Origin of the sequence: uncultured Maribacter sp. (assembly GCF_963975365.1) — a bacterium.
In the GTDB taxonomy this organism is placed as follows: domain Bacteria; phylum Bacteroidota; class Bacteroidia; order Flavobacteriales; family Flavobacteriaceae; genus Maribacter.
In genome coordinates this window covers 158,893-174,191 of the sequence record NZ_CAXBGF010000009.1, presented here as the reverse complement: position 1 = coordinate 174,191, position 15,299 = coordinate 158,893, and the positions used below count along the sequence as shown (strand labels likewise).

General features: G+C 34.5%; 10 protein-coding genes. 1 reads left to right on the top strand and 9 read right to left on the bottom strand.

Annotated elements, in window-relative coordinates; genetic code table 11:
• Window positions 1-1,568: ribonuclease Y (gene rny / locus AACZ49_RS11960; RefSeq protein ID WP_339655074.1), on the top strand; the 1,568-nt coding region annotated here is incomplete at its 5' end.
• Window positions 1,569-1,740: 172 nt separating this feature from the next.
• Here rny and AACZ49_RS11955 read toward each other — a convergent pair.
• The 9 genes from AACZ49_RS11955 to AACZ49_RS11915 form a co-directional block, all read right to left on the bottom strand.
• On the bottom strand, window positions 1,741-3,750 hold the full coding sequence (locus AACZ49_RS11955) for a DUF349 domain-containing protein (RefSeq protein WP_339655072.1): 2,010 nt from the start codon (window positions 3,748-3,750) through the stop codon (window positions 1,741-1,743).
• Window positions 3,751-3,897: 147 nt separating this feature from the next.
• The gene (locus AACZ49_RS11950; protein ID WP_339655070.1) at window positions 3,898-4,650 is read right to left on the bottom strand and encodes a shikimate dehydrogenase; all 753 of its coding nucleotides are present in this window, start codon (window positions 4,648-4,650) and stop codon (window positions 3,898-3,900) included.
• Window positions 4,628-5,641, bottom strand: a complete 1,014-nt coding sequence (locus AACZ49_RS11945; RefSeq protein WP_339655067.1) for a DUF368 domain-containing protein — start codon at window positions 5,639-5,641, stop codon at window positions 4,628-4,630. Before AACZ49_RS11945 ends, AACZ49_RS11950 begins: the two co-directional genes overlap by 23 nt.
• 12 nt (window positions 5,642-5,653) lie before the next feature.
• The gene (locus AACZ49_RS11940; protein WP_339655064.1) at window positions 5,654-6,568 is read right to left on the bottom strand and encodes a DUF368 domain-containing protein; all 915 of its coding nucleotides are present in this window, start codon (window positions 6,566-6,568) and stop codon (window positions 5,654-5,656) included.
• Window positions 6,569-6,585: 17 nt separating this feature from the next.
• A complete protein-coding gene (locus AACZ49_RS11935; protein ID WP_339655061.1) occupies window positions 6,586-7,989 on the bottom strand; it encodes a tetratricopeptide repeat protein in 1,404 nt (467 codons plus the stop codon).
• Between the two features lie 84 nt (window positions 7,990-8,073).
• Window positions 8,074-9,267: an aspartate aminotransferase family protein gene (locus AACZ49_RS11930; RefSeq protein ID WP_339655058.1), complete on the bottom strand. Its 1,194-nt coding sequence runs from the start codon at window positions 9,265-9,267 to the stop codon at window positions 8,074-8,076.
• A gap of 9 nt (window positions 9,268-9,276) precedes the next feature.
• Window positions 9,277-10,932: an OstA-like protein gene (locus tag AACZ49_RS11925; protein WP_339655079.1), complete on the bottom strand. Its 1,656-nt coding sequence runs from the start codon at window positions 10,930-10,932 to the stop codon at window positions 9,277-9,279.
• A gap of 119 nt (window positions 10,933-11,051) precedes the next feature.
• On the bottom strand, window positions 11,052-12,035 hold the full coding sequence (locus AACZ49_RS11920; protein WP_339655055.1) for a ThuA domain-containing protein: 984 nt from the start codon (window positions 12,033-12,035) through the stop codon (window positions 11,052-11,054).
• Window positions 12,036-12,062: 27 nt separating this feature from the next.
• Window positions 12,063-15,224: a PVC-type heme-binding CxxCH protein gene (locus AACZ49_RS11915; protein WP_339655052.1), complete on the bottom strand. Its 3,162-nt coding sequence runs from the start codon at window positions 15,222-15,224 to the stop codon at window positions 12,063-12,065.
• Window positions 15,225-15,299: the final 75 nt, after the last annotated feature.

The following is a 15,299-nucleotide window of genomic DNA, read 5'->3' as shown; positions in this document are numbered from 1 at the left end:
TGGATAGTACAATGATAATTATTGCCGCAATAGTTGGGCTGGCAATCGGTTTTGCGGTAGCAAAATTTTTGGAAAAAGGGAAAGCCTCTAAAACCATAATAAATGCAAAAAAAGATGCTGAACGCATATTAAAGGATGCCAATGCTGAAGGGGAAAGTGTCAAGAAAGAAAAGATCTTACAAGCGAAAGAGAAGTTTTTAGAATTAAAAGCTGAGCATGAAAAGGTTATTAATAGCAAGGATAGAAAAATAAATGAGGCTGAGAAACGCACTAGGGATAAGGAATCTCAGGTGAGTAGCGAGCTTGCTAGAAACAAGCAAATGAATTCTCAGTTGGATAATAAATTAAAAGAAGTAGAGCAAAAAAGAGAGTTGTTCGAAAAGCGCCATGAAGATTTAGATAAGATGCATAAGAGTCAAATTCAGCAATTAGAAGTAATTTCTGGATTATCTGCAGACGATGCGAAAAACCAATTGGTTGAGAGCTTAAAAGAAACAGCAAAGTCTGATGCTATGGCCTATATTCAGGCAACTGTAGAAGAATCTAAGTTAACAGCACAACAAGAGGCGCGTAAAATAATCATCAATACGATACAACGAATAGGAACTGAAGAGGCTGTTGAAAATTGTGTTTCTGTTTTTAATATTGAGTCTGACGATGTTAAAGGGCGAATTATTGGTAGAGAAGGTAGAAACATTAGAGCTTTAGAGGCTGCTACAGGCGTTGAGATAATTGTAGATGATACTCCAGAAGCAATTATACTTTCTTGTTTTGATTCGGTTAGAAGAGAGGTTGCTAGATTATCTCTTCATAAATTAGTTACTGACGGAAGAATTCACCCAGCAAGAATTGAAGAAATTGTTAAAAAGACAGAGAAGCAGATAGAAGCTGAAATAGTTGAGATTGGTAAGCGTACTGTAATCGATTTAGGTATTCATGGTTTGCATCCAGAATTGATACGTGCGGTAGGTAGAATGAAATACCGTTCTTCTTACGGACAAAATCTTTTGCAACACTCAAGAGAGGTAGCGAAACTTTGTGGTGTTATGGCTGCAGAATTAGGACTTAATCCTAAGATAGCTAAACGTGCAGGTCTTTTACATGATATAGGAAAAGTTCCAAATACGGAAAATGAAGTAGAAACGCCACATGCAATTTTGGGTATGCAATGGGCGGAAAAATTCGGTGAAAAAGAGGAAGTCTGTAATGCAATTGGTGCCCACCATGATGAGATAGAAATGAAGACCTTAATAGCTCCTATAGTACAAGTTTGTGATGCTATTAGCGGAGCTAGGCCAGGTGCACGAAGACAGGTGTTGGATTCTTACATACAACGTTTAAAAGACCTTGAAGAGGTTGCTTTTGGATTTAGTGGAGTACAAAAAGCTTATGCGATACAGGCAGGTAGAGAACTACGTGTTATAGTTGAAAGTGAAAAAGTGACTGATGATAGAGCTTCACAATTATCATTTGAAATCTCACAAAAAATACAAACAGATATGACTTATCCTGGTCAGGTAAAAGTTACGGTAATACGGGAGACAAGGGCTGTCAACGTAGCTAAGTAATTTCACCATGTATCATAAAAAAAGCCTCTATTTAATAGAGGCTTTTTTTTATAGAATTTTTAAAAGAGGGTGATTGTATTTTTAAGTTTTCTTTTTCGTTTATGGTTAAACTATACATGCTTCTCTAGTTCAGAATATTGTCAAAAATACATGCGGTGCGAACAATGTTTAACTATTCTTCTTCTGATGAAATTTCACTTTCTTCAACCTCTTTATTTAAATTATTCTTTAAGATGTTAAGTTTTTTTAATTTGTTTTTCCAGGCATCTAATGCTTCTTTATGCTGATTTACTCTTTTAATTACGTCCTGAACTAAGGGATTGTTTTCAGATGCATTAGAGAAAAATTCTAAATTATTTTCTAATTGTCTTATTTCAGTTTTACTCTCATCAATCTTTTTTCTAATAAATGCGCGCTCGTTTTGTATCGCTCTTTCTTGATTGTCATCATTAGAAAGTTGCTGAATTTTATTACCATATTTCAACAGTTCAGATTCTTGCTTGCTAACTCCCATTTTTAGGAATAACGCATCTATTATTTTATCGAACTTTTGATTAATACTTTTCTTTTTAAAAGGCACTCTTCCATAAGTTTTCCATTCTTCTGTAAATTTTTTGATTAAGGCCAAGTCCTTCTCTTGATTACCACTTAATTCAAAACCTTTAAGCCTTTCAATACAATCGTCTTTTTGTTTGTAGTTATCTTCTTCCTCTTTAAACGCATCATTTTTTAGCGCATTTAACCTATCGAAATAATGGTTACAAGCATTCTTAAAATCTTTCCATAATTTATCTGAATATTTTCGAGGAACATGTCCGACTTTTTTCCATTCTCCTTGTATACGCTTCATTTCCGATGTAGCAGCATCCCAATCTTCACTCTCCTTAAGAGAAATAGCTATTTCTAATAATGCTCTTTTTATATCTAAATTCTCTTGTTGGTCTTTTTTAAGATTCTTGTAAAATGCATTCTTGTTGTGATTAAACTTGCGAACCGCACCTTTAAATGAATTCCAGGTTTTTGAATTTACTTTTTGAGGTACTTGGCCAGCTTTAAAAAATGCTTCTCGTAGCTCTTCAATTTTTTTAATTTGTTGTTGTAAGGTACGGTGGTTGGTAGAAACGGTTTCTGAAATATTACTTATTTCCTCGATTATACCATTTTTACGTTCTAAATTCCCTTCTTTTATTTTGTCAAGATTTTTAAAATAGTCTTGTCTTCTTTCATGAATAATTTTTGTTGCAGCACTAAACCTATCCCATATTTCTTTCCTATGGTCTCTACCTACTGGGCCCAAATCTTCTTTCCAGATTTTATGTAATACTTGTAATTCTCTAAATGCACGGTTTAAATCTGGTTCTTGACCAAGTTCTTCAGCTCTGGCCACTATCTTGCCTTTTTCCTCTAGATTATGCTTAAAATCTAGGTCTCGAAATTCTCTATTTATATTTAAGAAATCGTAGAAAATTTCGATATGATGATGATATGTTTTCCAAACATTATTATAATCGGCCTTCGGTATTGGTCCTGCATGTCTCCATTTGGCCTGTATATCTTTAAAGTTGTTATAGGTAGTATTTATATCTTCTTCAATATTTACCAAAGCTTTTAATTGCTCAATTAAGTCTAAGCGATACGCTAAGTTTTCTTTGTGGCTTTTTTCTAAACTTTTGTAATATTGATTTCGTTTATCACGATATTCATTATATACTTCGTTGAATTGCCTCTTATCTACCGAATTATATGTGAAATCAATTTCATTACCGCCATTAGATATAAATTCCTCTTTTTTCTCTTCTAAAAACGCATCGAACTTTTGATTGAACTCATCTTTTATGGTATCAACATGTTTTCTAATTGCCTGAACCTTTTCATTTTTTACTAAACGCTGCAATTCACCCACCAGATTTTCCATGCTCATCTCATGATAATCAGGCATTGGTATTTCATGACGTTTTACGGTGTCGGTATCCTCGGCATCTTCTGCATTGGAATCATCAATCTCATCCATGACATCTTTTTCATCCTCTTGAATCTTTTTATCAGCTGATGAATCTGATGGTAATTCGGTTGAAATTTCATTGGTGTCAACTGTTTCTTCTACTTTATTTTTAGAAGTTTCGGGTACAGTTTTTTCTTCTATTGAATTTTCAGGTAATTGTTGTTCTTTTTCCTCAGACATAATCCTATATTATATCTTTACAAGATAGTGACTACCTCAAGAATGGCAAAGAATTGAGGGTTCTTTTTAGGTGTGATTTTACAGGATAAACTTTGGCAACTATACTATTCTCTAGTATTTAAAAACTTTATGTTTAATATACTTGAATTATTGATTCCAAATTTCCCAAGATTTTTCGGCTTGATATTCCAACATCCGATGACCATTACAGATTGCAGCTCCTTTTGCTTTTCCCAAAGCTAAAAAAGCGGTCTCGTCAGGATTGTAAATTAGGTCGAAAAGTAAATGTTCTTTATTTATGGAATTATAGGGTATAGCTGGTTTTTCTTCGATATTTGGAAAAGTACCTACAGGTGAACAATTGATAATTAAAGTGTGATCACTAATAATATTATCGGTTACTTCTTCATATTTGAATCCATTATTCTTACCACTTCTAGAAACAAATGAGAACGCTATACCTAGCTCTTCTAAGACAAAAGCTATTGCCTTTGAGGCTCCGCCAGTACCAAGTATCAATGCTTTCTTGTGATGCTTCTTCAAATATGGTTCTATTGATTTTTGAAATCCGTAAGCGTCGGTATTGTATCCTATCAAACCATTTTCAGTAAATTTTATGGTATTGACGGCTCCAATTTTTTTTGCGGCCAAATCGATATCATCAAGAAACTGAATTACCTCTTCTTTGAAGGGAATGGTGACATTGATACCTTGTATATTGGAAGTGTTTTCAGAAATGGCGGGAAATTCTGATATTGATTTTAGGTCAAAATTATTATATGAGTAATTAGTCAAGCCTAGCGCATCGAATTTTTTTTTGAAATAACCTTTCGAAAAAGAGTAGGAAATATTCTTACCTACTAAACCAAAATTTACTTTATGTTTTTCTGTTTTTTCCATACCAATCTAAAAGGAGCAAAATGCTAATACCAAAAATAATAAAGAAAATGGTTGTCCAATTTTCTAAAGTGGTCATATCTGGTAGAAATCGCTCATAGTTCATTATTATTTGCTTTCCGTTCGAATCAAATATGATTTCTCCATCAATTCCAGTCTTATAAATGGTTTTTTTCCATGGCCATACAACACCAAGCGAACCGGTAATAAAACCTAAGATTGTTGCCGTAGTTACATGTTTAAAATGTTTAAGAACGTAAGTCAATAAATGAGATAAAGTAACAAGGCCAGTTGCAGAACCTAAAGTGAATACGGCTAAAATTTTAAGTGTATGAAGTCTTTCTGAGTTTGAAGTAACGCTGAAATCGCCAACAATTAGTTCTGAAAATGAATCATACAAAGCGTTTACCGAATCAACTAATAACAGTACATAATTACCTAATAATATAAGGATAAATGACCCGGAAAGGCCAGGTAAGGTCATTCCAGAAACACTTATCATACCACAAAGAAAGATGAATAATAGGTTGTCATTTTCTTTTGCAGGGCTTAGAAAACTAATAGCTACACCAATGCTTAGACCTATGATGGCGGCGGTAAATGTCTTCTTTTTCCAATAATCGAGATCTTTTCCAATATAATAGATGGATCCTAAAATCATTCCGAAAAAGGAGGCCCATACATATAGTTCTCTTTTTTCTAAAAAATAATCTAGAATTTTAGAGATGCTAAAATAGCTAATCAGCATTCCAAAAATGAGAAGGGTTAAAAAGGAGCCATTTATATAACGATAAAAACTTTTAAATCTTCCGCTAATTAATAATTTAAAAGCCTTAGCATTAATTTTTTGAAGCGAATAAATGAATTCTTCGTAGAAACCTCCGACAAAAGCAACAATACCGCCAGAAACCCCAGGCACTTTATTAGCAGTACCCATGCATAGCCCCTTAATGACCAAGAAAAATTTATCGGTTAAGGATCTGGGTTCATTCATGTAGGTGTTCGCTTACTTCCTTGAAGCGGATTTTTCTAATATAAAAATAAGAGAAAAACCGATAATAGCGGTAACAATGGCAAAGGTTAATTGATTATCTCCGTTAAAAGCAATTGGAGAAATATTTTCATCTATTATAATTTCTTTTTTACCAATTTGAATTATTTCAATTACATTTTTCCAAGGCCAAATTTTATTTAATGACCCTAATATAAAGCCTGTTAAAATAGCAAGTGTAGCATCTTTATAGTTAGTGAACATCCATTTTAAAATTCTTGCAAAGCTTAAAAGACCGAACACGGCTCCAAAGGCGAAAGTTGCTATAATGCTAATTTCTTTTTCATTTACGGCTTCTAATACAGTTTTGTATGAGCCTAATAGCACTAAAATAAAGGAACCTGAAATTCCTGGTAAAACCATAGCACAAATGGCTATTGCACCAGAAAAGAAAATAAATGGTAAGCTACCCGAACCTGTAGAGGGAGGAATAGTAGTTATGAAAAATGCACTTGCTGTGCCAACAATAAATAGAAAAATAGCTAAAAAATTCCATTTGTTAATTGACTTTGCAACAAAAATTACGCTTGCTAATACTAATCCAAAAAAGAATGCCCATGTAGGTATTGGATGTTCCTCTAAAAGCCATGCAATAACTTTCGACAAAGAAAAGATGCTAATCATCATGCCAACCAATAAGGCCACTAGAAAGTTACCGTTCAATTTCTGCCAAAACTGTTTAAATCCTTCTTCCTTTAAAACCTTTAAAGTGCTAAGATTAACATTATTGATAGAGGTAATGAACTCTTCGTAAATTCCAGTAACAAAAGCAATGGTTCCGCCAGATACACCAGGAACTAATTCTGCTATGCCCATGGCCATACCTTTTAGAGTGATAAATATGTAATGTTTTAATTTTCTATTTTCCATGAAATGTAGAACCCGTTCTACGAGGCTTTTTTGTATTTTTTTATAATTTCTTTGGTCCAGGCAGAATTGCCGAATTCAGGAAATTTATCGGTAAAAAGATGTAGTTTTTTTTGGTTCTTATCAACTTTTAAGGCATTCATTAAAGTTATTCTAGCATTTATTGGATCTTCAGCTATTAGTTGAAATCCGACAGATTTATATAACAACTTAAGGCTCTCAGGATAAAATTCCCTTCCCTGAGATAAGATTTGAACGGCAGCAATAGTTTCTCCGTTTGTATGGACCACGTCGGCCCATTTCAACCAAGTATCCAATTCATAATTACCTAAATCTACAGCCTGTTTAAAAGCAAAATCAGCTTGATCGTAATTTTTTAAAGCGGTATGTATTTGGGCGCATTTTTTCCAATATGATGGATTTTCACCGTCTATGTTTAATGCCTTATTAATATAGTAAACAGCCTTTTCATAATCTTTTGTATTAAAATATAATTTAGTAATAGCCAACCAGCCTTTATCCAATAAAGGATCTTCATGAACTGTTTGATAGAAATAGTATTTTGCCATTTCTGTATCTTTCAATTTTTCATAACATTTTCCAATTCTAAGAAATGCATGAGATGTTGGGTCTTCAATTGAAATGGTGGTCTCGTAATTTTCTATTGCTTCTTTATGTCGGCCTAATTTTTCAAGTACTTTTCCTTTTTCAAAATAAGCACCTACAAATGAGTCATCTGAAATAATAGCAAAATCAAAAGATGTTAATGCATCGGTATATAATTCCTTATAGTAATATTGTTTACCTAGTTGATGCCATGCTACTTCACAATACGGATTTTTTTCTAAGTATTTGTTAAGGTAAATTATGGCGCCATCATAATCTTCTAAAAACTCAAAACAGTAAATTACATTGTATAGCGAAGAGTAATCTTCTTCATCAAACTCAACACATTTCATGAAACTATCTTTGGCCTGTTTGAAGTTATCCATGAATAAATACTCCATTCCGAGAAGGCTATAAATATCAAAACTATTCGTAGTTATTTTTAATGCTTGCTGCAAAAGTTCAACAGCCCCTTCGTGATTATCTTTTTTTGAATAAATATTCGCTCGTTGAATATAAATTTCTTCGTTCTGATTATCTAAAAGTTGTAATTCGTCTAAAAGTGCTTCTGCTTTTTCTGTTTGATTTTCAAAAACCATAACCTCTACTAGAAGTAGTTTCAATTCTATAGAACCAGGATGTTGTTGTAGGCCAATTTTAATCCCTTTTTTAGCCAAAGAGATTTTACCATGGTTTAAATAGTGGTGCACAATATCCTCAAAATCTTCGGCATCAAAGAAGTAGACATCATCTGTCTTTAACATTGATTCGAATTTGGTGATAGGCTTGTCCGGTCTCTCGTTAGATTCTAACGCCATAGAAACTTTTAGTTTTACTAGATAATTAAAAGTAAGTGTTTGTAAGAGGGTTGAACCTTTGTTCGGTCCTTTATTATTAACAAATTAGTTAACAACGATAGTTTGGAGCGAATTTAAAATCTTTAAAATAGTAGTGCAACCTTCGTGAATTTCTGTATTCGAAATAGTTAGGGGAGGTGATATTCTTACCGCCTTTTTTTCAAATAATAGCCAAAATAAAATTAGTTTTTCTTCTTTTGCACGCAAGACCAATTCATTGGCTGCTTCAGCAGATTCCATTATTAAAGCTAACATTAATCCTTTGCCTCGAATTTCTTTTATCCTAGGATGTTTCAATAATTCTTTAAAGAGTTTCTCCTTTTTTAGGGTGTCTTCAATTAATGATGTTTTCAGTAGAACTTGTAAAGTTGCTAAACTGGATGCTGCAATTACAGGATTTCCTCCAAATGTTGTTATATGGCCCATTTTAGGATTTTCACTTAAGGTTTCCATTATTTTTTTACTAGACGTAAATGCACCTACAGGCAACCCAGATGCCATTCCTTTCCCTATTACTAGAATATCTGGAGTACAATTAAAATGTTCAAAAGCAAATAACTTTCCTGTTCTACCAAAACCTGGTTGTATTTCATCAAGAATAAGTAATGCGCCCATTTCTGTACAACGTTTTTTTACTTTCCTTAAATAATCATTTTTCGGAACAATGAAACCTGCACCACCTTGTATGGTCTCTAAAATTACACAGGCTGTTTTATTGGTAATTTTATCTAAATCTTCTTCATTATTAAACCTGATGTGATAAATATCTGGTAATAAAGGTCTAAAAACACTTTTGCGTTCTTCGAAATCCATCAAGCTTAAACTTCCCATGGTATTACCATGGTAAGCTGATTTAGCTGAAATAATTTGTGAACGCCCTGTAAATCTACGTGCTAATTTTAAAGCACCTTCGATAGCTTCCGTTCCCGAATTCACCAAATAAGTAACTTCTAGAGGTTTAGGTAAATTTTCTGCCAGTAACTTGGTGTAATTGGTAGCTGGTGATTGTGCATATTCACCATATACCATTACATGCATGTATTTTTCTACTTGTTCTTTAATAGCACCAACTACTTCTGGGTGACAGTGACCAAGTGTACAGGCCGAAACACCAGCTACAAAATCTAAATGAGTATTGCCATCGGTATCATAAATATAGCTTCCACTGGCATGTGAAATTTTCATTCCCAAAGGGTGAGGTGAAGTTTGTGCTTGATATTTTAAAAAATCGTTTTTCATGTGAAATTTCTATTTCACTTTTTTAGGGTTGGTAGACTTTTTTGGGTCTATTGTTTTATTTTTTGAAGAAATATTATTTATTGGGTCCGTTTCATTTTGGCTACGTTGTAGTTCTTCTGCATCGATATCAATAGGATTATCAATCCCTTTTATGACTACAAGTTCCAAATTATTATCATCCTCATCAAATATATCATCTTTGGATAAAATGCGTTCATCGCCACGCCAGACAAATCCCTTTAAGATCCTGCTGTTCTCTGGCAAATCTTTTTCCGGGAAAATATCGCCATCGGGATCTGTGTAAAAAGTTAGGTCTTCAATGTCATTTTCAGCCATCGTAATTCGAATTTTACTACAAACGGTTTTATCAATGCCTATAAGTTCATCGTCATCATTATACATATAATAAACAACCTCGGTATTTTGGATAAGATCAATGATTTTTAACTTGTTTTCAATAAATCGTCCGAATAGATTTATTCCTTTAGCTTGGTTATATCCGGTCATACTAACACTATCTAAAGAAATAATAAATGCATTTTCTAGTACTTTTAAGGAGTCTAATTTTTCAGTTTCTAAATTCGATTTTAAATGAATACTGTCGCCAGTCATTTGATTTGCTCCGTTCCAAATAATCGGATTCTTTATGAGTTGGGTAATACCTGTTTTTTGTTCAGAATGTATGCTATCACATTTACCACTTAAATCTGTTTTGTAAAACTTGGCGTTTCTGAATGCCCTAAGCAGGCGGTTTTCAGGTTTTCCTGTAACCATTAATGTGTCACCATGAACGTAAAGAGAATCTCGTTCTTGAACAGAAATTGATACTGCTCTTCTAGTTGCGAAAACAGAATCTTTAGCTTTATATACTTCTGCATAGTGAGCTCTTATGATTCCATTATTTATGGTGTCGGTAACGGTAATATTGTTTGTAGCTGAGGCAAATTCATTCGCCTTATTGAAGTATACACTATCCCCTTCAATAATTCTATTGTTATAATCTATCCGTGTGTTTTTTATACCATAGCCACTCTCTACTTTGGTGTCATAAAATCCTCTTTCACAATAAATTTTATAGGTATCTCCATTTATAGTAGATGGCCCATACATGTACGCATTTTTTGAGGTGGTATAGTAATCTAACTGCTCTGAATCTAAGGTGTATTCAGGGTTTTGAACATGTACACTATCTAAGAATTGGTATTTTTTCAATTCCATAAAATACTTACCAATTTTACTGGTCAAGGTATTTGAGGAATCAATTACAGTGCCATTATCCTGATAATAAGCTTCTTGTTTTTCACGGTCTAAACGCAAGGTATCTGTTCGTAAGGTCATGTCAGAATTGGTCAAAACCACATTGCCCCATGCCTTAGCAAGTTTAACATCCCCTAAATAGTTGATTTTTTTACTGGTCATTTCTACCGAGTCACCTTGCTTTAATATAACATTTCCTATGGCTTCTAACCGGTTGTCTTTTTGGTAAAAAATGGCAACATCGCACCAAAGGTCTGCGCCTTGATGTTCGAATTGAACCTGACGGTCATCTTTACTGAAAATTGAAGCACCAGGATATTCAACTTCATTTTTAGTGAAGTTGGCACCATATACTATATTGATTTGTTTTGATTCTTCTTCATCACCTTTTTCTTGGGCTTGACCCAATAAAGAGAAACCAAAAAATAAAAGGATGGATGCGCAAAAGGTTTTCAATCTACTTTTTTTTCAAAAATAGAACATTTTAAAAGAGCGAATAACACTATTAGCATACATTTAGTAAAGAGCTATTTTATAGGTGTGGGTTTTTGGTTCTTTTTAAACTTTTGCCCGAAACCAGAATTATTTGGCAAGAATGGTTCGTCTAAGGTTACTTTTACACCATCTTCAGGAATTTCACCTTCTTTTCCTAATGCCCAATATATTCCATTCATGGCTATTTTGCGTACAACGGGTATTTTAAAATCGTATGGGTGGCCTAAAGTTGTAAAGAAAACTCTGGCTTTATCTCCTGAAGTACCCGTATAACTTTTGGTCCATGCCACAGGATTGTCTAAAGAAAATTTGTCTAGGTCACCGTCGATTTCATGTTGAGACTTTGTTGAGTGTCCCATCAACAATGGTTTGCTATCCCCTTGTAGTTTCCAATCTCCGCCATCTACATGATATAGCCAGGAGTATGCTTCAAATTTCTCAAATCCGTTCAATATGGGATTTTCAGATTGGCTTTCTATTATTGAGATATCTGTTACTGGAAATTTACCATCATCAAAATGACCATGGTGGGTAATCCATTGTTGGCCGAATACTTTTGCAGGCCACTCTTCATTAAATTCTACTAATGTTGAATCGTTATCATATTTAAAGGCATGGGTTGTTGTTCTAAAACCAACCATGGGTTTTCCAGATTCTGCATAACTGGTAATATAATCCCGTTCATTTTTTGGGAGATTTCTAAATCTTATGAAAATCACCATTAAATCTGCTGTTTCTAATGCTTCTAATCCTGAAATATGGTCAGTTCTGTTAGGGTCTATAAATCCTAAGCTATCTAAAGAGTAAACCACAGTCACCTTGGCGCCCAGTTCTCTTTTTGCCAGTTTTGCTAACATCGGAAAAGATTCTTCAGACCTGTATTCCTCTTCACCTGTCACGAAAACTATATGAAGTGGGTAGTTGTTATCTTGTTTAGATGCAACTTTCTCTTTTGTCTTTTCACCACAAGAAATAAGGATGGAAGTGAAAAACAGGAAAACGTATTTAAAATTCATTCTTTGGTTTTTTTTATTAGTGTTCGATTATTTCATTGGATGTTCTTTTAGTAATTCTTCTGGAGTGTAGAAGCTATTTCGGTCTTTTGTTGCTTCTCGTACTCGTTTCACTTGCTCCGAATTAATTACTGATGCCTTGTTGCCAAAAGCATTTCTTGCATAGGTAAGAACAGCAGCAATTTCATCATCTTTTAACAACCCTTTAAAAGCCATCATAGGAACCTGACCTTCATAATGGTTACCCATAATATTCATTGGGCCATAAAGACCGTGAAGCACTAATTTTATCAATCTTTCTTCATCACCTAAAACCCATTCTTGCCCCACCAAAGTTGGGTATCCTGCTTTTTGCAAACCAGTACCTCCTTCCTGATGACATGTAATGCAATAGCCTTCTGTCTCATATATTTTCTTTCCTTTTGCAAAAACCTCAAGTTCAGCTCCCTTTAAATGTGAGGCTAGTATTTTTTCATCTGTCTTTTCTAAGAAATTACCTGTCAATCTTGTTTCGGCAAAGTTAAAAGAATCTTGCATCCATTCATCTAAAGGATGTTTTCTGGCAACTTCTAATATCTCTATTCCTTGAGATTTTGGTAACCATGATGCTGCGGTAATTGCTTCAAGTCTTACCCTGCCATGTGTATCTGAAGCAGCAAATTTTAATAAGTCTATCACATTGTTTAATTGATGACCCATATAGCGAACTACACGTACTGTAGCAGCACGTACTTTATGGTCATCTGATTTTAATAAGGCTTCCAATAGATGTGCATCAACTTTGTTCATACCCCAAGACACCCATAAAGCTTCAAGCCGGTTGTGGTCGTAATTAGGGTCTGATGTATCAAGATTTGAAACCCAATCCTTCATCGCTGTTAAAACTTCATCAACATTTCTTCCGCGCAGTTCACGACGTGTTCTATATCGAGTTCTGTATTCTGGTAATTTTAGATTTTCAAATAGTTTGTCAATAGAAGCTCCATCTATTTTCGCTGGTTTTACCAACGGCCTAGAAGGATACGTAATTCTATATATTCTACCATGCACATGATCTCGTAATGGATCACGGGCATTATGTTGCATATGCCCAATTAAGACATTATGCCAATCAACAATGTATAAAGAGCCATCGGGAGCGAATTCCATTTCTACTGGTCTAAAATTCGGGTCATTACTGGTAATTAAATCTTGGCGATGTTTAGAGCTGTATCCTGTTCCATCTTCCATCATTTGATGCTGTTTAAGGCCAAGAAAACCTATAGAGTTAGCTAGAAGCATGTCGCCTTGTACCTCTTCGGGGAAGTGGCTACTAGATATAAATTCCATACCAGAAGTAGGTCGAACTCGATGGGCTTCTTCAATAAGTTCTTCAGTTAAAGGAGAAGAAATTCCATAAATAGGTTTTAGCGAACTAGGCATCATCCAATTCACCTTTGGTCCCGAAGTATGTAAAAAGAAATCTTGGCCCCATTCGTCAAAGGCAATTCCCCATGGATTTGGTATCGCTACCTGTAATGTACGCTCTAATTGTTTTCGCTGCGGATTATATCTGTAAAACCCGCCATTAGTTGCTCTAACTGGGCCATAGGAAGTTTCTACATTCGTGTGAAGAAAAATACCTTCGGACATGTAAAATGCCCCAGAAGGATCTGCGCAAAATGCAGAAATAGCATGGTGTGTGTCATGGTCATCAAAACCACTCAATACTATTTCTACCTTGTCGGCTTTGTCATCACCATCGGTATCTGTATATAATTTTAGATTCGTGCCTTGACTAACATAGACACCTTCTGGTGCAAATTCAAATCCGATAGGTAAATGTAGTTTGTCAACAAACACTGTTTCCTTATCGGCCTTACCATCATTATCGGTATCTTCTAAAATAATAATTTTATCATTAGGTTTTGGGTCTCCGGGTTTATAATGAGGATAGGAGGGGAGCGTTGCCACCCATAAACGACCTTTGTTATCAAAAGAAATTTGAGCAGGATTCGCCAAATCTGGAAATTCTTTCTCTGAAGCAAAAAGAGAAACTTCATATCCTTTAGGTACTGTCAACGTTTTTAGGGCTTCATCTCCATATTTGTATTGTAAAATAGTTTCCTTGTCACCAAGATTATAATTGGTTTCTACAGGGGGTAATTTACTGGTCATTGCATCTGCAGAAGCTATATCATACGATTTATTTTGAACAGTAGCCCAAATCAATGTATCACGTATAGCAGTGAGTTCTCTAGTTTTCTTTATTTCATATGGATAATTGTCTGGCCCGTATGGTGCATGACGCCTACCGAAAACATGTACTCCGTTCGGAATTTTATAGTCATTATGCCAGTAAAAATTTTTTTCTTGGATAGCTTTATTTACGGCAAGTCTTTTGTCTTTTGACTTTACGGATTCATTTCCGGTGAGCTCATCGGCTAAGAATTGAGCAAATTTTTCATATCCAACTTTGTTCAATTGTGAACCATCTATGGTAAGGTCATTATTATCTGTGTCGTACCAACTCTTTGATGCTTGAAATGCATTTATGAAGGGAATGTTATTTGCCAAGCAAACTTCTTTCATAGCCTCAGAATACAATTTGAGATGCTGATTTGCAGTTTCACCATTTGGTACATCTACATGGTCAGAAATGTCTTCAAAAGCAATAGGGGAAACGATTATTAGTTGAGGTGGTGTTGCGCCATTATATTTTTGTTTTAAGGAGTGCTTAATAAAAGCATCTAATTCTGCCTTATAGTTTTCTATACCTTCTGGGCCTTCAAAAGATTCGTTATAGCCAAAAAAGCCTAATATAATATCAGCTTTTAATCGTGATAACCATTCATCGGGCGTTTCAAAAACACCTTCACTTCCAGAATTCTGAGCTAGCTCGTTTTGAAATTTCTCTGCGCCTGGAAAAGCCCATGGCGATACTCTACCTGAATGTGGGCGAAACCCGGGTGTATCACCACCATCGCACATGTTTCTTATTACTAACGAATCTGTAGGATAGCGAAGTTGCATTTCGGTTTCAAATGTGCCGAAATTTAACATTCTAGACCCTAAATTATTTCCAATTAAAATAATCGAAGAATGTGGCTTTACCACTATTAACGGTTCTAATTTCTTCGTGCAACTATGAAAAATCAGTATTGAAAATAATAGTAAAGCAAATCTAAAAGATATTTTGAAGATTTCTTTCATGGTCGATGTTGGTGGGTTAATTAATTTCTTCTTTAAATATAGATATAAAAAAACCACTCGAAAGTGGTTTTTGTG

Coding starts and splice junctions, on each gene's coding strand:
- AACZ49_RS11935 (WP_339655061.1), bottom strand. CDS start 7,989: ATGGCGTTAGAATCTAACGAGAGACCGGACAAGCCTATCACCAAATTC.
- AACZ49_RS11920 (WP_339655055.1), bottom strand. CDS start 12,035: ATGAATTTTAAATACGTTTTCCTGTTTTTCACTTCCATCCTTATTTCT.
- AACZ49_RS11915 (WP_339655052.1), bottom strand. CDS start 15,224: ATGAAAGAAATCTTCAAAATATCTTTTAGATTTGCTTTACTATTATTT.
- AACZ49_RS11945 (WP_339655067.1), bottom strand. CDS start 5,641: ATGAATGAACCCAGATCCTTAACCGATAAATTTTTCTTGGTCATTAAG.
- AACZ49_RS11955 (WP_339655072.1), bottom strand. CDS start 3,750: ATGTCTGAGGAAAAAGAACAACAATTACCTGAAAATTCAATAGAAGAA.
- AACZ49_RS11950 (WP_339655070.1), bottom strand. CDS start 4,650: ATGGAAAAAACAGAAAAACATAAAGTAAATTTTGGTTTAGTAGGTAAG.
- AACZ49_RS11940 (WP_339655064.1), bottom strand. CDS start 6,568: ATGGAAAATAGAAAATTAAAACATTACATATTTATCACTCTAAAAGGT.
- AACZ49_RS11930 (WP_339655058.1), bottom strand. CDS start 9,267: ATGAAAAACGATTTTTTAAAATATCAAGCACAAACTTCACCTCACCCT.